The sequence below is a fragment of the Streptomyces sp. NPDC040405 genome (assembly GCF_055595765.1).
On sequence record NZ_JBVIVI010000001.1, the window covers coordinates 897,712 to 918,157 of the forward strand.

At 68.1% G+C, this 20,446-nt stretch carries 17 protein-coding genes; 5 read left to right on the forward strand and 12 right to left on the reverse strand.

Features of this window, described 5'->3' with window-relative positions; genetic code table 11:
• Positions 1-1,072: 1,072 nt before the first annotated feature.
• From ACZ59A_RS03985 to ACZ59A_RS04020, 8 genes are all read right to left on the reverse strand, one after another.
• On the reverse strand, positions 1,073-1,717 hold the full coding sequence (locus tag ACZ59A_RS03985) for a pentapeptide repeat-containing protein (RefSeq protein ID WP_470953162.1): 645 nt from the start codon (positions 1,715-1,717) through the stop codon (positions 1,073-1,075).
• 140 nt (positions 1,718-1,857) lie between these two features.
• Positions 1,858-2,130 (reverse strand): hypothetical protein, encoded by a 273-nt coding sequence (locus tag ACZ59A_RS03990; protein ID WP_470953164.1) that lies wholly within the window; start codon positions 2,128-2,130, stop codon positions 1,858-1,860.
• Between the two features lie 26 nt (positions 2,131-2,156).
• Positions 2,157-3,026: an immunity 49 family protein gene (locus tag ACZ59A_RS03995; RefSeq protein WP_470953166.1), complete on the reverse strand. Its 870-nt coding sequence runs from the start codon at positions 3,024-3,026 to the stop codon at positions 2,157-2,159.
• Between the two features lie 12 nt (positions 3,027-3,038).
• Positions 3,039-5,672: a hypothetical protein gene (locus ACZ59A_RS04000; protein ID WP_470953167.1), complete on the reverse strand. Its 2,634-nt coding sequence runs from the start codon at positions 5,670-5,672 to the stop codon at positions 3,039-3,041.
• A complete protein-coding gene (locus tag ACZ59A_RS04005) occupies positions 5,669-6,055 on the reverse strand; it encodes a DUF6507 family protein (RefSeq protein WP_470953169.1) in 387 nt (128 codons plus the stop codon). Before ACZ59A_RS04005 ends, ACZ59A_RS04000 begins: the two co-directional genes overlap by 4 nt.
• 87 nt (positions 6,056-6,142) lie before the next feature.
• Positions 6,143-7,564 (reverse strand): DUF6177 family protein, encoded by a 1,422-nt coding sequence (locus ACZ59A_RS04010; RefSeq protein ID WP_470953171.1) that lies wholly within the window; start codon positions 7,562-7,564, stop codon positions 6,143-6,145.
• 523 nt (positions 7,565-8,087) lie between these two features.
• Positions 8,088-10,505, reverse strand: coding sequence for an ABC transporter permease (locus ACZ59A_RS04015; RefSeq protein WP_470953173.1), 2,418 nt, complete (start codon positions 10,503-10,505; stop codon positions 8,088-8,090).
• Positions 10,502-11,197, reverse strand: a complete 696-nt coding sequence (locus ACZ59A_RS04020) for an ABC transporter ATP-binding protein (protein ID WP_470953176.1) — start codon at positions 11,195-11,197, stop codon at positions 10,502-10,504. Before ACZ59A_RS04020 ends, ACZ59A_RS04015 begins: the two co-directional genes overlap by 4 nt.
• A 221-nt stretch (positions 11,198-11,418) precedes the next feature.
• Here ACZ59A_RS04020 and ACZ59A_RS04025 point away from each other — a divergent pair, with 221 nt between their 5' ends.
• From ACZ59A_RS04025 to ACZ59A_RS04040, 4 genes are all read left to right on the forward strand, one after another.
• A complete protein-coding gene (locus tag ACZ59A_RS04025) occupies positions 11,419-12,714 on the forward strand; it encodes a sensor histidine kinase (protein WP_470953178.1) in 1,296 nt (431 codons plus the stop codon).
• A complete protein-coding gene (locus ACZ59A_RS04030; RefSeq protein ID WP_470953180.1) occupies positions 12,711-13,397 on the forward strand; it encodes a response regulator in 687 nt (228 codons plus the stop codon). The genes ACZ59A_RS04025 and ACZ59A_RS04030 overlap by 4 nt, the downstream gene beginning before the upstream one ends.
• Positions 13,398-13,827: 430 nt before the next feature.
• Positions 13,828-14,196 carry a low affinity iron permease family protein gene (locus ACZ59A_RS04035; protein WP_470953183.1) on the forward strand — a complete coding sequence of 123 codons (369 nt, stop codon included), beginning with the start codon at positions 13,828-13,830 and terminating at the stop codon, positions 14,194-14,196.
• Between the two features lie 253 nt (positions 14,197-14,449).
• Positions 14,450-15,424, forward strand: a complete 975-nt coding sequence (locus tag ACZ59A_RS04040; protein ID WP_470953185.1) for a hypothetical protein — start codon at positions 14,450-14,452, stop codon at positions 15,422-15,424.
• A 189-nt stretch (positions 15,425-15,613) separates the two neighbouring features.
• On the opposite strand, the gene ACZ59A_RS04045 is transcribed toward ACZ59A_RS04040, so the two are convergent.
• Together ACZ59A_RS04045 and ACZ59A_RS04050 are read right to left on the reverse strand one after the other, a co-directional pair.
• Positions 15,614-15,817, reverse strand: a complete 204-nt coding sequence (locus ACZ59A_RS04045) for a cold-shock protein (RefSeq protein WP_010982331.1) — start codon at positions 15,815-15,817, stop codon at positions 15,614-15,616.
• A 271-nt stretch (positions 15,818-16,088) separates the two neighbouring features.
• Positions 16,089-16,217 (reverse strand): hypothetical protein, encoded by a 129-nt coding sequence (locus tag ACZ59A_RS04050; protein WP_470953188.1) that lies wholly within the window; start codon positions 16,215-16,217, stop codon positions 16,089-16,091.
• Positions 16,218-16,349: 132 nt separating this feature from the next.
• Here ACZ59A_RS04050 and ACZ59A_RS04055 point away from each other — a divergent pair, with 132 nt between their 5' ends.
• Positions 16,350-17,771, forward strand: a complete 1,422-nt coding sequence (locus tag ACZ59A_RS04055) for an RICIN domain-containing protein (protein WP_470953190.1) — start codon at positions 16,350-16,352, stop codon at positions 17,769-17,771.
• Positions 17,772-17,810: 39 nt separating this feature from the next.
• Here the strand turns inward: ACZ59A_RS04055 and ACZ59A_RS04060 are convergent, their stop codons facing one another.
• Both ACZ59A_RS04060 and ACZ59A_RS04065 read right to left on the reverse strand, forming a co-directional pair.
• On the reverse strand, positions 17,811-18,347 hold the full coding sequence (locus tag ACZ59A_RS04060) for a hypothetical protein (RefSeq protein ID WP_470953192.1): 537 nt from the start codon (positions 18,345-18,347) through the stop codon (positions 17,811-17,813).
• A gap of 544 nt (positions 18,348-18,891) precedes the next feature.
• Positions 18,892-20,307 (reverse strand): M1 family metallopeptidase, encoded by a 1,416-nt coding sequence (locus ACZ59A_RS04065; protein WP_470953195.1) that lies wholly within the window; start codon positions 20,305-20,307, stop codon positions 18,892-18,894.
• Positions 20,308-20,446: the final 139 nt, after the last annotated feature.

Here is a 20,446-nt window from a genome sequence, read left to right on the forward strand (position 1 = left end):
AATCTCTGCGACTCGTACGGACCTCGCGTTCGTCGGGGGTACTGGCCCCCTGCACGGACTGCCGGTACAGCTCCGAGAGTGCGGCCGGCTTGTCGATGGTCGCTTGGACGCGGGAGAGGGCGTTCCACAACTCGGCTACGGAGTATTGGTGTTCGTGGTCGAGGGAACTGATATAGAGCGCGGCGGCCGCGGGAGGGTCTTGGCCAGGTAGGAGATCGCGGGAATACATAGTCGTCCTCGACAGGATGGTGTGTGGATGTGGAGAGCACCTCGTACGAGGGTTTGTGGCCCTACGCATCTCCCGGGCACGCGGGTGGGAGCCGATGTCAGTGACGAAGACACTCGGCAAGGAATGAGAGCGAATGAACGGATTGCGCCTGCTCTCCAGAACCATGCACGCGATTCGCCGGGCCGAGCCGTTCCAGGCCCTTGCGGTCACCTCGCTTCACTGGCGCTAACCGTGCCGCAGAGACATTGGGCCGACAACGGTGTGAACCGTAACGATCGAAGGTACTTGCGTGCTTTACGTGCCTTGCATTCATGGCGTGGGCAAACCGTTCCCGGCCGCTCGCGTGGTCGGCTCGCTTCGAACTGAGCACTGGATCGGGTGAGTCGGCCCGTGGGTAGGCACGAAGGCATCTCGGCAGCGTTGGCCCTCCTGGTCGGTCAGTGTGCGCCCACGGACAGCCTCGGCCACCGCGCCTCGAACGATCGGATCGAACATCGCCGACACACCCAACCGCCACAACCTCGCCCCGGCGAACCCTGACCACCGCGACCCGCGACCTCGACGGCCTGCCTGCACTAGCCGACCGGCTCAAGGGCGTCGGTCTCCACCGACCAGCAGTCGACCGCCCGGGGACCTCGACACCGCCCCCGCCGCCGACCGGCCGATCACCACCGGCGGAGCAGGAGAAGCCTGTCGCCACCTGATCGCCGACCGCCTCGACATCACCGGCGACCGCTGGGGCCGTACCAGCACCGAAGCCGCCTTCCAACTCCGCACCGCCATCGCAAAACGGCGACTCCGCCACTGCCCCGACAGCCCGAACCCCTCTCCTTGGCCAGTGCCTCAGCGCCGTTTCGGCTCCAGAACACGCACGTCGCCGCCTCTGGCTCTGAGCCAACTTTCGAGTTCATTGCCCGCCAATGTCCGAACGACATCGCCCTGTACCACTTCCATCGGCCCGAAGATCGAACCGGCCATGTCGCGGAAGACCGTTGAGTCATCGACCCGAGCCTTGAAGGCGTTCTCTTTGAATACGGCGCCGGTGAGGTCGGCCCCGCAAAGGTTCACGTCGAGGAGCGAGGAGTTGACGAACCGCGCGCCGTGCCACCGCGAACCGGCGGCATCGACCTCGAAGAGTGACGTGGTGACGAGATCCGCTCCGTCAAGGGTCGTGTCGCGCAGCACGGCCCAGTCCAGAGCGACCCGCGCGAAGGAGGCACGCGTCAGGTTCGCCCGCGTGAGGTCGGCGTCCTGCAGGTCCGAGCGGTAGAACTCCGCTTCGGTGAAGTTCACGTCGGCCAAGGTGGCTTCGGTGAACCATGCGTTGGAGAACTCGCCACCGGAGAGGTCCGCGCCGGTCGCGTCCAACTCGATCAAGTTGAGGTCGCCACCCTCACCCGCGAGCCACTCCCTGAGGCGTTGCGCCGCCACGGGGTCCTGAGGGAATTTTCCTGGCGTCCATTCTTTACGGGTATCAGATGACATCATCACCCCAGCCCCTTTCCGTCACGCCGACTTGAGCCGCCGCGGCCACCGGCCCGCGAAACGGAACGGCAACTATTCACAGGCGGTCCCTGAGATCGGACCCGCGTCCGTCGATGACATCGGGCATTTCGACGCCGTGGCCTTCAGCACGTCCGAAGCAGGTTGCGTCGCCCGGCGAACGCCGTCGCCCCGAGAAGCGCATCGAGTTCCCCGAGAGCCACAGCGAGCCTGGGCGCGTTGCGCTTGTAGCTTTCCGGGTGCGGAAACCCCCTGAAGCCGAAGTGGCCCCAGATGTCATGGAAACCGCTCACACCAACGATAGTGACGGCGCCTTCGGGGGCAGTGTTGTCGTCCATCCACGAATGGATCGCCTCGACCGTCATCGCACGGTAGGGGATGTGGAATTTGAGCGGCACGAGTTCTGTGATCGGCCGATCGCAGCTCAAGCATCGATCTCGCCGACCCAGCCGAACTGCAGAAGTTCTTTGGGAAGATACTCAGAATCGACCTCGATCGGGAAATCGTTGTCGTAGGCCATGCATGCAATGGCAAGAGGGGCGAGGGCTACCAAGCCGTCGCTGTTCAGAGATCGAGCCTCGTCGCCGGTCCAGTACTGCCTGTGCCAGGTGAGGAATTCGACCATCGAGGCATTGAATTTCTCGACCTCCCCGCGGTTGTAGAGTTGGAAAAGCTCAAGCGGCGGATAAAGGATCTTCAGCAACGTCTCTTCGTCAGCGATCCGGGCGGCCCGGGGGCTGGCGCCATCAATCGCCTCGACCAGTGTGTTCCACATGTCGTCTGCTCGGCGGGACCAATAGCTCTGCAGTGCCTCCACCCAGCTGTATACGTACTCGTCGAACACGGCGCCGGACTCACGGAGGAACGACGTCGGCACCTGCATGAGCCGGTCGAGGCGCTCGTCGTCACGGCAGATCGTCGCCAGGTAGACCGCGGTGAGCCAGGACCCGGCATGCGTGTAAGAGGTCGGCCCGGTCGCCGGAAGATGCTTCACTTCCCCGGCGATCCCGATGCGACAGGGCACAGGGCCTTCCGCCGCCACAGCCGAATCAAACAGCGCGGAGCCAACCTGCATAGCTGTGACCCACGCCTCCCACGTCTCCAACTTCGCTGCCTGAGGATCGGCCGCACAGCACGACAGCGCCACGGTCAAGGTGGAGTCGAGAGCCCGGGACCGGGACATCTCCGATTGCTCAAGACGTCCGATGATATGGCTGGTGCTCTTCATGAGCGCGGCCATGTCCTCCTGGGTTGCCTGGGCTGGGAAGTCATGGCGGGGAACGCTCGTGACCACTGCTTCTCTCCTCTAGTAGACCTTGAAATGCTCCAGCACAGCACCATCGTAAGAGCCCCCGCTCTCCTTCCCCTTGACCAGGACGTACTGCAGCTTCCCGTCCTCGAGTGCGGCGAAGAGGGATTCCGCGAGTTCCCTGTCCCTTCCGCCTCGCTTCCACATCTCGTGGAAGATCGTCTCGAGGTACGGCCTGGTACCTTGCTTGACCATCATGTTCGCAGCAGGCCCGGCACCAAGACGGGGTGGATTGAGATTCGCCTTCGGCCCCTTCTGCTCAACGACGAGATAATGGCCGTCATCGCCAAGCTCATAAAGATCGTCGAGCATGTTGGCGCCATTAGGTGTCTTCGGAAGTGAGATCCATACGGGGTTCTTATCCTTGAAAAGCTCCGGGATGGCGTGGCGCCTGGACGCCTGCTCTCCAAGCTTCTCGGAGTGCTCACTGTTGTTAGGCACGTCACCGAGCTGATCATGATACGCATCCCGCGCGGTATCGAGAGCAGCCTGATTCTCGGCCGACGGACTATCCTTGAATTCCCTTTCCGCGTTGGTGAGATCCACGCTCACCCTGCTGTTCTTCGCTGCCTCATCAAGCTTCGGAAGGTGCGCGGTATCGGCGGAGTCCGGCTTGAGCGGGGTCCGGCCATGCCTGACTTCAGATGGTCCGTGCGGCAGGTCGTACTTGGCTACCCAGCCGCCGCCGGGACGTTTCTTCAGGATGGGTAGCTCAACGCCGTCCACCTGTTTGCTCTTGCTCCAACGATGCCCGTCGTCCCGATAGTGCTCGTTGAACCACACATCGTCGTTGTTGGCCAACCACACGTGCTTTTCTTGGAGCTTCTTCCGCTCGGCCGCGGTCAGCTCTCGCTCTCCGACGCCGCCGTGATCGCTTGTCCCGGTGCCCTCATCCGCCTGATGTACGGGCGCGTCCGCGTCATCGCCCGCGCGCCCTGCGTCACCGGCGTCGTCCACGCCGTGAGCTGCGTCGTCGCCCTCGCGGGCCACGTCGTCCATGCCCTCGGCCCCAGGAGTCTCCGGGTGACCGGAGCCAGGGTTGTCGGTTGACGGGCCGTGGTGTCCGCCTGTGCTGTGCCCGTCGCCGTGGCCGCTGGAGGGGCCATCGCCGTGACCGCCGGAGGGGCCGTCACCGTGACCTCCGGTCGACGGGCCGTTGTGCCCGCCTGCACCGGAGCCGCCACTGTGCCCGCCGGTGGAAGGCTCGTGGCGGGCGGAGGAGCCGTCGCCGGTGTGTGCGTGGGCGCGTGGTGGGTGGTGGTCCGCGCCGCCCCCGACCGTGGCCTTCTCGCGCTCGGGTGCCCTTTCGTGTGCGGGGTGGTCCTCGGGCAGGGACTGCTGCGGGTGGTCGCCTTCCTTCCTGGCGTCCTTGATGTCGTGGATGATCTCGCCGTTTTCCGCGTGGCGGATGTTTCCGTCGTTGTCCAGGACCGTCGGAGGCTGGCCCTCCTGGTCCGGCATGCGTACGCCCGACTCGCGCGGGTGGGCCAGATCGTCCGCGGCGTCCACGGTGCGGTCCAGGTGAGGAGCATCGCCCCAGTGAGGGAGGCCTTTGACCGCCGCCAGCACCTCGGAGGCTTTCGGAAGCGCGGCGCGAGCGGCCCGGGTGCCGGCAGTGACGGAATCGACGACCTTGGTGACCTTCGTGACCTCGGCCAGGTGGGTGCCCTTGGCGGCCTTTCCGAGCTTGCCGAGAATGCCGAAGGGCGTGACGTTGTAGAGGACCTGGCCTCCCGCACGCACCGGGTCCTTGTCCCACTCATCCCACGCAACGAAGCCCTTGAGGGACTCACGGAACGCCTTCTTCTGCTCGTTGTCCCCGTTGCCCCCGCCGATGGTCTTGGACATCGCCCACTCATACGGCCAGGCCGTGTACTGACCCAGGCCGCTGAAAGTGTCCCCCAGCGCCCCCCATGCCTCGGAGGCCTTGTCGCCTCCGTGCCAGCCGACCAGGGTGGCCAGCCCGTCGATGTCGCCGCCGAAACCGTCGATACCGAACCCCTTGGCCGCACTGGCACCCCAGTAGTCGAGCTCCCAGGGGCGGTGGGTCTCCTTCTCCGGGGTGCCCCAGGGCAGATCCTTCGCCTTGTCCAGATCACCGGCCCGGTACCCGTACGCACCCCGTTTACCGGACCCGTCGTCGACGGTGTAGTGGGTGGAGCCGAAGAAACGGTCGCCGATCTTGTTCGCCGCGCGGCGTTCGGCCGCCTGGAATGCCGCCACCGCGACATTCACCTGGTGCAGCAGGCCGGAGTGCTCGGCGATCTTCTCCTCGTCATCCTTCCAGTGCTCATCGTCCTTGACCTTCTCCACGAAGGCCGCGGCCTGGTGCTTGAGCCGCCGCAACTTGTTCTTGACAGGGCGGACTTCATCGACGTAGGCCGACAACGCTGCCGCGATCTTCTCCAAGTCGTCCGCGATGACATCGGACATGTCGCGCACGGGTGCGGTGGTGTCGAAGAGCTGCTGGGCCTCGGGAGCGTGGTAGACACCCGACAAGCTCTGGAACTTGGAGTGCACATCCGAGCCAGTGATACGGAACTTCCCCGCCTGCTTCTTCAGCGCGGAGGCATCCTTCTCCAACTGCTCCAAGTCACCCTTGAACTGAGGGATGGCATGAGGATCGATCACTTGGCGCCCTTCTTCCCCGGGCCATCAAGATCGATGGAGGGCGCCTTGAGTGCCTCCCCCTGCGCGTTGGCCGCCATATCCAACGCCCCCTTGTTGTACTCCTCCGTCGCGTCCACCGCACCCTGCAACGACTTGTCCGCACGGGCCACGATGAAGGCGATATCCGACTGCTGCGCCGAGGCGTACTGCCCCAGCGTCATACCCACCAGACCGACCTCAGGCGTCTGACTCTCGCCCCCGAAATCCAACGTCCCCGCCGCCTTCATCGCACTCTCCAGATGAGAGCTGATGGACTTCAGCTCCCCCTCGAAATGCCCAGCGGTACGTCCAGCCTCCCCAACGATGCGGCCCACACCCGCCACGTCGATGTCCCACTTCGCCACGATTCCCCCCGATTCCCCTCCGGAGCACGCCGCGTCGAACGTGCTCTGCTTCGTGCCCCTGATGTCTGCGGTAAACGGCCCTTCTAGCTATGCGTCCCGGCCGCGCAAGTGCTCCAGGAGCGAACGCAACCTCGCCCAGTTGGACGGGGAATCGGCCTCCCCCAAGCAGTAGTACCTGCCCGGTCGGCGTCGCGCTCCGATGGCCCGCGGCGGCTGCGGAACCGGCACCTTCTCCACACCGGCACCAGCCCTTCGGGCTTCCTCCGCGCCAAGCGCGAGGGCGAGCGGGATGGGCGGCGTCTCGAAACTCGCCGGAGCATTCACATCCCGCCGCCCGGTCCGCACATGGAACAAAGCCGAACGGAGACCGTGATGAGAGGCCAGATCATCGGCAAGACCGGCAAGCGCGTCAAACGGCGGCTCCTCACCCATGCCGTAACCGACCCCGAGGTTGATGTCCTCTTCCACACCGTCCGCGGTGCGCAGGATATTCAGGGCCGCGACGGCCGGACGATCGGGAGCGCCGACGACCACCAGTCTGGTCGGCCGCGGAGCGCGGTCCCGCGCGAAGTCGGTGAGGTTACGCCGGGACCACGGCAGACCGACCGGCTCAGCCGTACCCCACGCGACCGGAGCGGCCCCCGCCAGGTGCTGCCAGCAGGCCTCCAGCGCTCCGCCCAGCAGCAGGTGTTCGTCAGCCCGGTGGCAGGTACGGATGGACAGCAGCAGCTGACGCTCATCCGGGTTGGGCACCGGGGCGAAAGCCGCCGCCGTGCCGGTTCCACCGGTCTCGCGGGAACTGTCCGGGACGGGGACGAAGGAATCGCCCTGCCAGCCCAGCACCGCCCCGGTCAGACCGTCGTAATAGTCCCCGGACTCCTCCCGCACCACCCAGCGCCCCTCAACCTCGGCCAGTGCGAGGCGGGCGGGGAGCGTCAGCAGCGTATGAGGCGGGGTGACGATCTGTACCCGACGGTCCTCCGCCGCAGCGGAAAGCAGGGCATTGCCCAGCCACGAGGACAGCCCGAGAACCGGACGGTCCTGAAAAAGGACGGCCGCGGCGTCGGTCAGGACATCCACCGCGGGCTGTTCAGGATGAGGCGAAGGAGGAACCTGAGCACCGCGGGTGTCGACGACACCGATGCCCTCCTCCGCGGCCTCCCGCGGCCACAGCACACCACCCACCATGGCCACCAGACGCCCGGCCACCACCGACGCAAGCCGCCGCGCCTGGTCCGTGGCAGCCGTCGCACGCACTTCCGTCCACCACACCGACTCACCCAGCTCATCCGCCCGCACCCCGAGTAGACGCTGCGCTTCGTGCGGCACGGCAAGCAGCATCGGGGACTCGATGGAGACCAGCGGCCGCCCATCGTCATCGGTCAACTGCACTACAGCCCCCTCGCCAAGGGTCCGCAACCGCAGGTCAGGTCCTCCCGACAGCAGAGCGGCCGCGACGGTCCGCGGATCCGGCGGCTGCTTGGTGAGGGCAATGACGTCCTTGGTCATGATGCGGCCCCGCGGCTGCCGCGGCTCACGGCGCTGTGCCCAGCGGCCAGCTCACCACGAGGTGTACGGGCTGCCCTGAGCAGCGCGGCCGAACCGATGCCGCCCGCGTCGAACTTCATGCGCCCGCCCCCTGGTTACGAAACCGCACCGCATGCACTGACGTCATCCCCCGGAGCGGTGCTTCCCCCGGAGCCCCACACCCACCATAGATCACGACGCGTTACCCCCATTCGGGTCCCAACGTCTGCGCGGTGAGTCAGTCGCGAGCTGGCCAGTTGCACACGGCCCGGGCAACGCTGCTCCAATGCCTCCTGACCACCTGGACCGTCACCGGCCCCACTTGCCGTCGCGCCGCACCATGACAGCGTGGGCTCAGCCACGGTCTTCCAGCCCGTGCCGGAAGGCAGTTACCCACCTTGCCCAGAGTCCCTGAATCTGGCGGGCCCCCGGGAGAGGAGCGCCCTCGGTGGGGAGCCCGGGTGACATACCTTCCAGCGCCCAGAGGCTCGCGCTCCGCCGGACGCTACTCGGTGCGCAGTGCCGTGGCTGTACGGGCCTTGGCGGCCCAGCCGGCCGGGACGAGCGCGCCCAGCATCGCGATCACGACCCCGCCCAGCCCCAGCAGGAGCAGCTGAGCAGGCCCGTACACATCGAGGACCGACGACGGCATACGGGTGCCTACGGCACGCCCCATCACCGGCATGACGACGCGGTGCAGCGCGTACCCCGTCGGCACGCCGATCAGCCCTCCGATCACTCCGATCGCGGTCACCGAGGCGAGCACGAGGCTCATGGTCTGCCGCGGCGTCATGCCGATCGCCTTGCAGACGCCCAGGTCGTGGATGCGTTCCCGGGTGTCCAGGACTACGGAGTTGAGTACGCCGAGACCGGCCACGGAGACCAGCATGAGGGTGAGCAGCACCGCCATCGCGTCCATGATGAGGATGATGCCCTTCTGCTCCGAGGGGGCGTTGGTCGCGGCGTCGCCGCCCAGCGGCCGTACGACCGCGGCGAGCTTCCGGGCGTACTCGTCGGCGGGGACACCGGGCTTGACCTCCACGAGGAAGGTACTGGGCTCGGCCGACCGGAAGTTGGCCATGTCCGCGTGGATCTCCAGCTCGTTGCCCGAGGTGTCGAAGGACTCGCCCACGATCCGCAGGTTCGCGGTCTCCTTCTCGTACGTCACCCGCACCGTGTCACCGATCTTGGTGCTCGTCCTTTCCAGGAAGCGTGTGGGCGCCACGACCTGCCCCTTACCGGTGATCCAGTGTCCGGAGAGCATCTCGTAGCTGCCGGAGCGCGAATCGCCTTCGTAGAGGCTGATCCGTACCGAGCCGGAGATTCCGGCCACGGCGACCTCGGTCCGGGCCTTGCCGTAGTACGGCCCCGTCCCCGCCTGCGATGTGATGGCAGACCGCACCTTCGCCGGGTCGGCAGCCCTGGGTTCGGACGTGCTTGCCACGCCGCCGCCCACGGGAGACGGGCTTGCCACGCTGCCCCCTGCAGGAGGAGGCGGAGGGGGAGCGACGTTGTTGAGCTTGGTGGTCGTGGCCGTGACCGCGGCACGGCTGTCGGTGTCCTGCGAGGCGCCGACCTCGCCCAGAGACGCGGTCAGCCCCACCGCGAAGGTCGCGGCGACCGTACCGAACGCGACCGCGAGCAGCATCGCGAGGGTACGGACCGGATGCGTGAAGGGGGTGGCGAGACCGTAGGTCACCGGCCGCGGCAGCGGCAGCAGCCCGATCGCCCGGTGCGCCCACTGGCCGCGCCCCGTGCGCGGCGACCGGCCGACCGCGATGGCCTCGACCGTACGCAGTCTTCCGGCCCGCAGTGCGGGAATCAGCGCCGCGAGCCCCACGACGACCAGGGCGGCGGTCGGCACCGTGACGTCCACCCACCAGGCCACCGAAAGCGACATGCTGCCGTACATCTCCTGGGTGTCCGCCAGCAGCGGCACTGCCAGGAGGTTTCCCAGGACGACCCCCGCGGCGATGCCGGCGCCGGCCGGAATGAGCGCCTGGGCAACGTAGGCGCGTACGACCTCGCGTGGAGTGAAGCCGATGGCCTTGAGAATGCCGATTCTGCGCAGGCTGGTGCCGACCGCACCACTGATCACACTGCTGACGGTGATCACCGACATCAGGATGCCGAGCACACCGAAAGCCATCACGAACGGGACGGTCGCCGCCGCACCCTGATCAGCGGCGAGCTTGGTGTCCAGCCAGGACTGGGTGCCCAGCAGCGCCCCGGGCCCCACGGAGGCGGCGAGCTTCTTCCGGTCGGCGAGGATCTGACCCTTCGTGCTCGCGGAGTCGAAGCGGTAGAGCATCTGACTCGTGACCGGGCGGCCCTCCGACGCCAGCGCGTCGACCTGCGCGGGGGTCGCCCAGGCGTCGGCGGTCTTGCTGGCCGACACGACGAAGCCGACGATCGAAAGAGTCTGGGCGTTCGTGGTGTCCGAAGCCTTCAGGGTGGAGCCGAGCTCGATGGCGGGCCCCTCGAACGACGCGGCGAGCACGATCTCGCCCGGCTTCCGCGGCCACCGGCCGGACTTCAGATCCACGCGGTCCACATCGCCGTCCGCACCGGACCGCCCGACCAGGGTCAGCGTCGGCATGCGGAAACCCGCCTGATCCACCGGGCGGAACGCCGTGGACGGGTACGGCCCCGCGCTCGCGGTGACGTCGGCCAGCTTCCCGGTCCCTGCCAGCTGCGCCGCGCTCGCCTTGGCCGGATCGAACTGTGCCGTGAGGTGCGCACCCCGCTGCTTCCCGAACGCGTGGTCGAAGGGCGCGGCCGCGGCGACCATCAGCGAGCCAGCGACCACGGCCGAGGCCACGGCCATCATCGTGGCCACGGCGATCACCACGGTCTGTACCCGCCGTCGGCCCACCCCGGAGCGTACGACCCGGCCCAGCGCGCCGGTACCGAACAGGCTCATCGGACGGCCTGCGACGCGTACGTGTCGAGGGCGACATGACCGTCGACCAGGTGGATCGTGCGGCTCGCGCACGCCTCCGCCAGCGTCAGGTCATGCGTCACCAGCACGATGGTCTGTCCGCCGCGGTGCAGATCCATCAGCAGATCGCGGACGTCGTGGCCTGAGGCGGTGTCGAGCGCGCCGGTGGGCTCGTCGGCGAGCAGCAGCGCGGGCCGGTTGACCAACGCCCGGGCGACCGCGACCCGCTGGCGTTCGCCTCCGGACAGTCGGCCCGGATAGGCACGGGCATGTTTCTGGATGCCCAGCATCTCCATCAGCTCACCCGCACGGGCCGCGGCCTTGCGCCGGCTGGTCCCGGTCAGCTGGGCCGGGAGCTGGATGTTGTCGGTGACGGTGAGGTCGTCGAGAAGATTGAAGAACTGGAAGGCCATGCCGATGTGCTCGCGACGGAACCTGGCAAGGACGTGCTCGCTCAACTGGTCGATCCGTCGTCCGGCCACGATCACGGCGCCATCGGTCGGCCTGTCCAAACCGGCGACAAGGTTCAGCAGCGTGGACTTGCCGCTGCCGGAAGGGCCCGTCACGGCAAGGGCCTCACCCTGGGCGACGCTGAGCGTGAGCGGTCCGAGCGCCTGCGCGTCGGCGCTGTCGTAGCGCTTCGCCACACCCTCCAGTTCGATCACTTGACGCATACGAGTGTCCGTCCTTCACAGTCGCGAGAGGCACATGCCGTTGTCGGCCCCGTGAACCTAGAGGCGCCCGCGTACGGGGCGCGTCGGCCGCGGAACCAACATCAGCCCCTTCCTCCGGAGGATTCGGCCGCGGAGTCATACCTGAGAAGGAGGTCTCCGGGACAACGCCCTGATCGGACAGGCGGACGCGGGCCGGGCGGAGAGCGCAGCACAATGCACGGATGGAGACGGCAGACCGGCGCAGCTGGCATCAGCAGCTCATCGACGCGTTACGCCCGGAAGCGAAGGCAGCTCCGCTGTCCCGGCGAGCGGTGCGCGCCGATGTGGTGCTGGCGGTCGTCCTGACCGTCATCGCCCTGTTCGTGGCGGTGCGCTATCCCGGCGACGGTCCGGTGGACATCGCCCCGAAGGCCGACGCCGGGGCCGGGGTCCCGGCTCCGCCCCCGCCGCCCGATCCTGGTCAGACGCCCGCGGCGGACGAGCCCCCCTCCGTACCCTGGGCCCTGGTCGTCCTGTCGACGCTGCCGCTGGCAGCCCGGCGCCGGTATCCGCTGAGCCAGTTCGTGGCAGTGCTGGGCGCGGCACTGGCCATCGGCAGCTCCGCCTCCTGGATCACCGTCCTGGCCTGCGTCATCGGCGCCTACAGCGCCGTCGTACACAGCCGTTACCGGATAGCGGCGATTGCCGTCCTGGTGATCGCCGCCGCGTTGTCCGGTCTCGCTTTCCGCAACGCGGACCCCCTGCTCCCGGGATGGTCCAGCCCGGGATTCGTGCTGCTGGTGGCCGGGATGCTGGCCAGCCTCGTCCGCTTCCTGCAGCTGCGGCTGGCGTCCAGCCGGGACCGGGTCACAGAACTGCAGGAGGCTCAGGAGGAGGCCACGCGCCGGGCCGTCGAGGAGGAGCGTGCCCGCATTGCCGCCGAACTGCACGACGTTGTGACCCACAATGTGAGCGTGATGGTGATCCAGGCGGGCGCGGCCCGCAAGGTGATGGATGTGGTGCCCGAGCAGTCGAAGGAGGCGCTGCTCGCCGTCGAGGCGGGCGGTCGGGCCGCCATGGCCGAACTGCGTCACGTAATGGGCCTGTTGGCCGCCCCGGACCACGAGAAGGCTGACAGCCTGGAGCCCCAGCCCGGGCTCGCGCGGCTCGACGCGCTGGTCGCACGGGTGCGCGCCGCCGGGACGCCCGTGAGCGTCGGGGTGTCACTGCCGCCGGATCCGCTGCCGCCGGGGGTGGACCTCACCGCGTATCGCGTCGTACAGGAGGCACTGACCAACACGATCAAACATGCGCGTGGCGCGGACGCGTCCGTCACCATCGGTTACACCGACGACTGTCTGGAGATCGAGGTCACGGACACCGGCGGCGCCAAGAATTCCCCGCCGGTGGAGAGCAACGGCCGTGGCCACATGGGGCTGCGCGAGCGGTTGGCCGTCTACAAGGGCGAGCTGACGGCCGGGCCGACAAACGACGGCGGTTACCAGGTCAGGGCCCGTATCCCATGGAGCAGCGTATGAACATGGACCAGCCACCGCTGCGCGTCGTCATCGCCGACGACCAAGCCCTCGTACGCACGGGTTTCAAGATGATCCTGGCCGCGGACGGCATCGAGGTGACGGCCGAGGCGGCCGACGGGGCCGAGGCTGTCGCAGCGGTCCGCCGTACGCGGCCTGACGTCGTCCTCATGGACATCCGGATGCCGGAGATGGACGGCATCGAGGCCACCAGGCGCATCGTCGGCGATGCCGGCCCGAACGGACCGCGGGTCATCATCCTCACCACATACGACCTCGACCACTACGTCTACGCCGCGCTCACGGCCGGCGCCAGCGGCTTCCTGCTCAAGGACGTCACCCCCGAACATCTGGTCTCCGCCTTACGCCTGGTGCGGTCCGGAGACGCCCTCCTCGCACCCACGATCACTCGTCGGCTGATCGAGCGCTTCGCACACCGCGACGAACCGCAAACCGTCGCCCCGCACCGCGATCTGTCCGACCTGACCCCGCGCGAGCTCGAGGTGCTCCGCCTGCTCGCGACGGGCCTCAGCAATGCCGAACTCGCCTCCCGGCTGTTCCTCAGCCAGACCACGGTCAAGAGCCACATCGGCCGCATCCTGTCCAAGCTGGACCTGCGCGACCGCGTCCAGGCCGTCGTCTTCGCCTACGAGACGGGGCTGATCGCCCCGGGCGGGGCTGCCTGAAGCGCGTCGCAGAAGGGTTCGGACTGGGCATGGAGCGAACTCGCCTCGAACCACGTCTACGGCGCCAATGGAGGGTATGGCTGGTAGGAACGTTGCCCGGGGTCAGCGGTACCCGGGCCTCTCTCCAAGCAGGTGCATGCTCTGCGGAAGGCGGGGTAGGCACGGCCACATCAGCTCGAATTCGGGGGTTCGGCCGAGTCCCGCACGTGGGCCGACCACTGGAAGAACGTAGTGCCGACCATGGGGAGAACGTAGTGTCGACGGCCACCGGATCGGAGGCCTCTGCCGACCGTATGGCATACCTGGAGCAGGCGGAGTCGGATACGGGAGACAGGCCGCACGCCCTGTGGCGTGGGCGGTTCCATGTGTCCGACGGATCTCTGGGGACCCCTGCCGACCGGGTGGCCTCATGAGGACGGCCGGAGACCTCATGGCACCTCAGCACCCCGCGCACCGTGACGGCGACCGGCCGGGCTGGTTCACGCGCCTGGCGGAACACGCTTCGAACTTCACCAGCTCCCCCGGCTTCTTCGGTGTGTGCCTCGTTCTGGTCGCCGGCGCGATCACCGCGCACATACTGAAGCTGCCCACGCCGTGGCTGCTGATGGTGGGCGAGGCGATGTCCGCTGTGTCGCTGCTGCTTCTGGCACTGCTGAAGAACTCCGAACGGCGTGCAGAACACGCCATCCAGCGCAAGCTCGACGCCATAGCCGCCGCTCTGCTGGAGAACCAGCGGCAAGAACCAGGAGCGGCGAGCGAGGAACTCCGCCAGGCCATCAGCATGGAGAAGCAGAGCTGACCACGGACGGCTCGCGGTGATCGGGCGGTGAGCTACGGCCGGTAGCGGATCTCCAACATCACGCAGCCTCCGGTTGTCCGGCCTACGTGCCCCTGGCTGTTCCGGTACGCCGGGAGGCCGACCTTGTTCGACACAGCCTGCCCCGGTCCCGCGCTCGCTGATCCGGCGTGACAAAAGACCCTAGCCTTGGTCCGGCCGATGGCGAGAGAGTGCGCACACCTCGGAGAGGACGAAAGCAACGATGCGGGCACGGATGGCACTACACGCCACCGACTGGGCCGGGGCGGGACACGCCTACGGCGACGGCGCGGACACCCTCAAGTGGCTTCGCGATGCCTGTGGCGAGGACTCGGACCGCGCCGAGCGGGCCGTTGGCGTCCTCCACAACTGCCTGGTCCACCAGGGAAGCGTCTACGCGGGGTCGGCCAAGGCGTACCCCATTCTCGTGGACCTCCTGCTCGACCCCGCGGCACCTGGCCGGGCAACCCTCGCCGACCTGCTGCTCGGCATCACCATCGGCGTCGCGGAGACCGAATCCGTGCACCACGAGATCCGTGCTGCCCACGCGCGGGCGACTCCCCGCCTGCTCCCCCTCCTCGCCGACCCGGTCCGTGAAGTGCGGCACCGCGTCGCCTACGTGACCGGATTGCGCACCGGGCACGAGGAGCTTGCGATACGCGCGCTTGGCGAGTGCGCCCTCACCGAACCAGACCCGCTCATCGCAGCGGTCATGGTCGGTGGCGTCGCCCGGCACAACGTCGCCAACCGCGCCGCGTGGCTCTCCGACGCTCTGGCGTCCCGTCACACGCCCGCTGTGCGCGCCGCCGCGGCGTGGGGCATCGCCCAGGCCGGACTGCCGTGGACCACCGAGGTGACCACCGCCGTCGCCGAGGCGTGGGAGCACGGTGACGTGCTCAATGGCGATGTCATCGAAGGCGAACAGTGGCGCTGGTCGGACAGCCCGCTGGCAGAGACGCTCATCGCCATGGCTGACCCGGTCCGTGCGGCGGAGATCTGCCTACGGTTGACCCAGTCGGAAGACGAGGACACAGCGGAGTGCGGTGCCGTCGCCGCCGTGGGCCTATTGGAGAAACACCCGCACGCGTATGCGGCGTTCGCCCCCGTGATCGCCGCCGCCCGCGCCCACCGGGACATCCATATCCGCTCTTACGCCGATGACCTCGACGCCCTCACATCAGCGGACGAGGGGGATCGCACGGTGCGCTAGAGGCATGGACTCTCGATCAGGTGACCGCCGTGGCTGATGGGGCCACTGCGTTTGGTGGGTTTGACGGATTCACCCTTTCGTGGATGCCACGGAGGGAGCCATCAGTCCGGTGGCGGTGGCGGGTGGCGGGTGGAACGCACGGCGCCCGCCCTGCGAGCGTCGCAGGGCGGGCGTCGTGTAGGTGCGAGATCAGGCGGGGGTGATGTTCTCCGCCTGGGGGCCCTTCTGGCCCTGGGTGACGTCGAAGTTCACCTTCTGGCCTTCCTGGAGCTCACGGAAACCGGAGCTGGCGATGTTGGAGTAGTGAGCGAAGACGTCGGGGCCACCGCCGTCCTGCTCGATGAAGCCGAAGCCCTTTTCCGAGTTGAACCACTTGACGGTTCCGCTGGCCATTTCGCCCTCCAAGGGGACTAGAAGTCGGCTCCCGCACCGTGCGGGAGCCGGAGGTGATCGCCTTGGTCCTCAGCGACTTTGCACAGCAGAGTCGCCCGCGCACACGCTCACGGGCGACCGGTACTTCGGAACCATGACAGCTGATCCTGAGGTTACACCGCCGGTTCCACCCTCATCGCGGCAACGCTCAGACGAGCAAGGACCTCGTTCGGGCCTCTGGGCCGACCTCCGGGCGACCCTGCCCAACCGGCACGCCCGAGAGTACCTGGCGCTACGGCTCGCACCCGTCGCCGCACACGTAGTGCCTGCTCTCGCGTGCCGCCCCGCCGAAGCGGGCCTCCATCTTGGTGCGCAGCGGTCCGGTGAACGCCTGGCCGGAGGTGTCCAGGACGTCATGCACGGCGGAGCGCTGCACCGCCGCGGCCCCGGAGACCGCAGGGCGCCCGGCGGGGCAGCGTGCCGGTGCCTTCAGGCAGCGGAACGTGCCCCGGCGCCTGCGACACGGGCCGGGCGCCCGCCATAGCGTCATGCGGTGAGCCTTTGGACCTCTCTGGAACCTGCCTCGACCACCGTGGACCCCGGCGGCTCGGCCACCGTGCGGCTGCGGCTGCGCAACACCGGCGATGTCGTCGACGAATACCGCTTCGTACCCGTCGGCGACCTGTCCCCATGGACGACCGTCGAGCCGCAGACACTCCGGCTGTACCCGGGAACGACCGGCACCGTGGAGCTGACCTTCGCCCCACCGCGCACCCCGGACGCCGCCGCCGGGCCGAACGCGTACGGGGTGCAGATCATCCCCACCGAACACCCGCAGGCCACCACCGTCCCCGAAGGCAACGTCACCGTCACGCCGTTCAGCGAGGTACGGGCCGAACTCGTGCCGCAGACCGTCAAGGGCCGGTTCCGGGGACGCCCCAAACTCGCCGTGGACAACCTCGGCAACGTCAAACTCACCGCCTCCATCAGCGGCAGCGACAACGGCGACCAGATCTCCTACGACATCCACCCCGCCAACGTCCAGATCGAACCCGGCCGGGCCGCCTTCATCAAAACCACCCTCAAGCCCCGCCAGACCATCTGGGCCGGAGCCAAAGAGTCCCGGCCCTTCACCCTGTCCGTACAGCGCTCCGGCGCCGAACCGCTGCCGGTGCAGGGCACCTACGAACAGCCCGGGCTGATGCCGCGCTGGCTGGGCGTGCTCTTCAGCATGCTCGTCGCGCTCACCATCGCCTTCGTCATGATCTGGATCTCGTACAAACCGCCGGTCGGCACCCGCGCCCAGGACCGGACCGAGCAGGCCGCCGCCACCTCCGTGCCGACCCCGGAGCCCTCGGCCTCCAAGCCCCCGGCCGCGTCGAGCCAGGCGCCCGAGCCGACGCAGCAGCCCGGCGGTGACGACGCGGGCGGTGGAGGTGGCGGCGGCGGGGACGCCAAGCCCACGCAGGCACCGGTCGACCCGTTCGCCCGCGTCCTGCTCCGGAACGGGACCACGCAGAAGTGCGCCGCCCCCGTCGAGGAGCAGGGCAAGGTGGACGGGGAGACCGCCCAATACCCCTGCGACGGCGCCCAGGAACGGCAGTTGTGGAACCTGGAGACCGTGTTCGAGGGAAAGGGCCCGAACAACGCCGACCTCGTCCAGATCCGCAACACCATGGACGGCTACTGCATGGACCTGCCGGACCAGGGCGCGGCCGCCATCAGGACAGGGGTGAAGGAGGCGGCCTGCACCCGCAAGATGGACGACAACCAGCTGTGGTGGGTGGAGAAGCGGCCGAACACCAACGGCCTCCACTGGATCCACAACTACGCCAGCAACCAGCTCTGCCTGAACGTCGCGGGCTACGCCGACAAGGGCGAGGACAGGGCAGACGGCACGAGAATCACCATCTTCGGCTGCCAGGACGACAACGACCTGGAGTGGTTCATCGTCAAACCCGACAGCCAGCAGTAGTCAACGCCGCCGACTCCGCGGCCGCTGAACGCCGCGCCTCTAAGCCTCTGGAGCATCGGACAAGGCTTCGCCGATCATGCGAGTGGCGAAGTCGCGGTCGTCAGTGAGCCGGTTGATGTGCTCCGCGAGCAGCAAGGCCGTGGCTTCCAGAGGATTCATCTCGTCCTCGGTCCAGTCACCGAACTGCTTGCGCCACAGGTTGGGGCTCAGGCCGGTACCGGCCGCGACGACCAGGCCGGTCATGGTGGGGATGACCTCGGGACAGATGCTCTTGGTCATCATGCGCATCGAGGCCACCAAGCTGGGCACGACGTACTCGATGACGTCCTTGTCGTGGTCCTCGTGGGCCATCCGCAGCCACTGCATGAACATGTAGATGAGCGTGCACGCACCGTCCAGCAACTCCTTGGCCTCGGTGGGGCCGAGTGACGCGGCGAATTGCTCGCTCAGCTGCTGCTGTTCGGGGTCGGTCTCGGCCTTGCCGTCGTAGATGGCTTTGAGCCGAGAGTCAATCACCATGAGCGCGGCACCCACATCGCCGACGGGAGCGTACTGGGGGTCACAGGGCGATGACACAGGATTACTCCTCGGGGTGCGTGGACAACACGACGCGTCCAGTCCGACGGTAGCCCGAAAATGCGGCCACGGTCTGACAAATCGCATGCGGGAACTCCGTCGGCTACTGGAACGGATCACGACACCACACCAGCGGGACCTTCACCGACGTCGATCCGGGTACCACCGATGGCTGTACCGCCGCGATCAGGGCGGTCGTGCATCTGCCGAAATGCCCACCTGAGCCGCGTGCTCACCCAACCGACGTCCACACCGGTTGCGGCGTGCCTCACTCTTCTGGCGGTACCCGGGACGCGCTGCGTCTGCCTCCTCACCGGCTCGTGGAGTCCCAGCGAAACGCAGTGAGCGGACTGGAGCGACGAACAGTCCGCTGCGGATCACGCGGCGAAGCGTCGCCCGCCCGCCCGCAGGAGACCTCGTACTACATCGCCTACTGCCCCGCCGACACGCGCGAGTTGGGCCTCAACCCCAGCCTGATGGGCGGATGGTGGGCAGGTCGTCTTGGAGCCCGGGGGTGGCCGCCGCGCCGACGCCGCATCCGCTGTCAGGGGGTGCGGGGCTTCCCCTGGGCGTACAGCCACTTGTTGAACAGCGGACCGAGGTTCTTCCCGGACTCCCGCTCCGCGAGGCGCCGGAACTGGGCGGTGGTGCCGTGTCCATGGCGGTGTTGCACGGCCCAGGTGCGCAGGACGCGGAAGAAGACACGGTCGCCGACGGCGGTGCGCAGGGCGTGCAGGGCCATGGCGCCGCGGTCGTAGACGGGGCGGCCGAAGATCTTGGCGCCGCTGCCGGGGTTGCCGGGCGGGAACTCCCATAGGGGATCGCCCGCGGGAGTGGCGTACAGATCGTCGAAGGTCTGCTGGGCGCTGCCGTCGCCGTGCTGCTCGTCGTAGAGCCACTCGGCGTAACTGGCGAAGCCCTCGTTGAGCCAGATGTCCTTCCAGGAGGTGAGGGAGACGGAGTCGCCGAACCACTGGTGGGCGCTCTCATGGACCAGGGTGCCCAGGCCGGGGGCGCTGCCGTAGACGGGCCGGGTCTGGGTCTCCAGGGCGTAGCCGACGTTGGGCGCGTGGTCGACGATGGAGCCGGCGGCGCGGTACGGGTACGGCCCGAACAGCTTGCTCTCCCACTCCAGCACGGACGGCAGCTTCTTCAGCACGGGTGCGGAGGCGGTGGCCTCGCGCGGGTCGACGGCGTCGTAGACCCTGATGCCGCTACGGGTCGTGTACTGCTTGACCTTGAACTTCCCGACGGTCGCGGTGGCGAGGTAGGCGGCCATGGGTTCCTTCTGCCGCCAGCGGAAGGTGGTCTTCCCCTTGCGGGTGCTCCGGCCGAGCAGGACGCCGTTGGAGACGGCGGTGCGGCCCTTGGGGACGGTGATCGTGATGTCGTACGACGACTTGTCGAGCGGGTGGTTGTTGGCCGGGAACCAGGTCATGGCGCCCTGGGGCTCACCGGCGACGAACGCGCCGTCGTCGGTGGGGATCCAGCCGTCGGGAGAGCCGTCGGGGTCGGTGACCGGGGCGGGCTTGCCCCGGTAGGTGACGGTGACGCGGAACCTCTGCCCCTTGTGCAGGGCGCGCCGGGGTGTGACGACGAGTTCCTGACCGCTGCGCTTGTACGCCGCCCTGGCCCGGTCGACGGTCAGACCGGTGATCCTCAGACCCTTGAAGTCGAGGTCGAAGCGGGTCAGGCGCTGGGCGGCGCGGGCGGTGAGAACCGCCTTGCCGGTGAGATGACGGCTCGTCGGGTCGTAACCGAGCGTCAGTCCGTAGTGCGCGACGTGGTAGCCGCCGTTCCCGGCGCGCGGGAAGTAGGGATCGCCGACGCCGGGGGCGCCCGCCCCTCCGACAGCGGTGGCGGGCCCGGCCGCCGCGAGCAGGGCCGCCACGGCGACCGGCACGGTGGCGGCGACGGCTCCGCGGCCGAAGACGGCGGTGGGTATGCGGGGTTGGGTCACGTGCGCGCTCCTTGGGGGGTGGCGTGTGAACAAAGGAGCCTCAGATTAGGCAACCGCGCCCTCTGAATTCCGCCGAACCGTCTCTACCGATCGGGAGGCCCTCCATGCTGCTGCGGATCCGGCGAAGGTAACCGCCGTC

Coding starts and splice junctions, on each gene's coding strand:
- ACZ59A_RS04035 (WP_470953183.1), top strand. CDS start 13,828: ATGGCACCTCAGCACCCCGCGCACCGTGACGGCGACCGGCCGGGCTGG.
- ACZ59A_RS04020 (WP_470953176.1), bottom strand. CDS start 11,197: ATGCGTCAAGTGATCGAACTGGAGGGTGTGGCGAAGCGCTACGACAGC.
- ACZ59A_RS04030 (WP_470953180.1), top strand. CDS start 12,711: ATGAACATGGACCAGCCACCGCTGCGCGTCGTCATCGCCGACGACCAA.
- ACZ59A_RS03985 (WP_470953162.1), bottom strand. CDS start 1,717: ATGATGTCATCTGATACCCGTAAAGAATGGACGCCAGGAAAATTCCCT.
- ACZ59A_RS04045 (WP_010982331.1), bottom strand. CDS start 15,817: ATGGCCAGCGGAACCGTCAAGTGGTTCAACTCGGAAAAGGGCTTCGGC.
- ACZ59A_RS04010 (WP_470953171.1), bottom strand. CDS start 7,564: ATGACCAAGGACGTCATTGCCCTCACCAAGCAGCCGCCGGATCCGCGG.
- ACZ59A_RS04040 (WP_470953185.1), top strand. CDS start 14,450: ATGGCACTACACGCCACCGACTGGGCCGGGGCGGGACACGCCTACGGC.
- ACZ59A_RS04015 (WP_470953173.1), bottom strand. CDS start 10,505: ATGAGCCTGTTCGGTACCGGCGCGCTGGGCCGGGTCGTACGCTCCGGG.
- ACZ59A_RS04025 (WP_470953178.1), top strand. CDS start 11,419: ATGGAGACGGCAGACCGGCGCAGCTGGCATCAGCAGCTCATCGACGCG.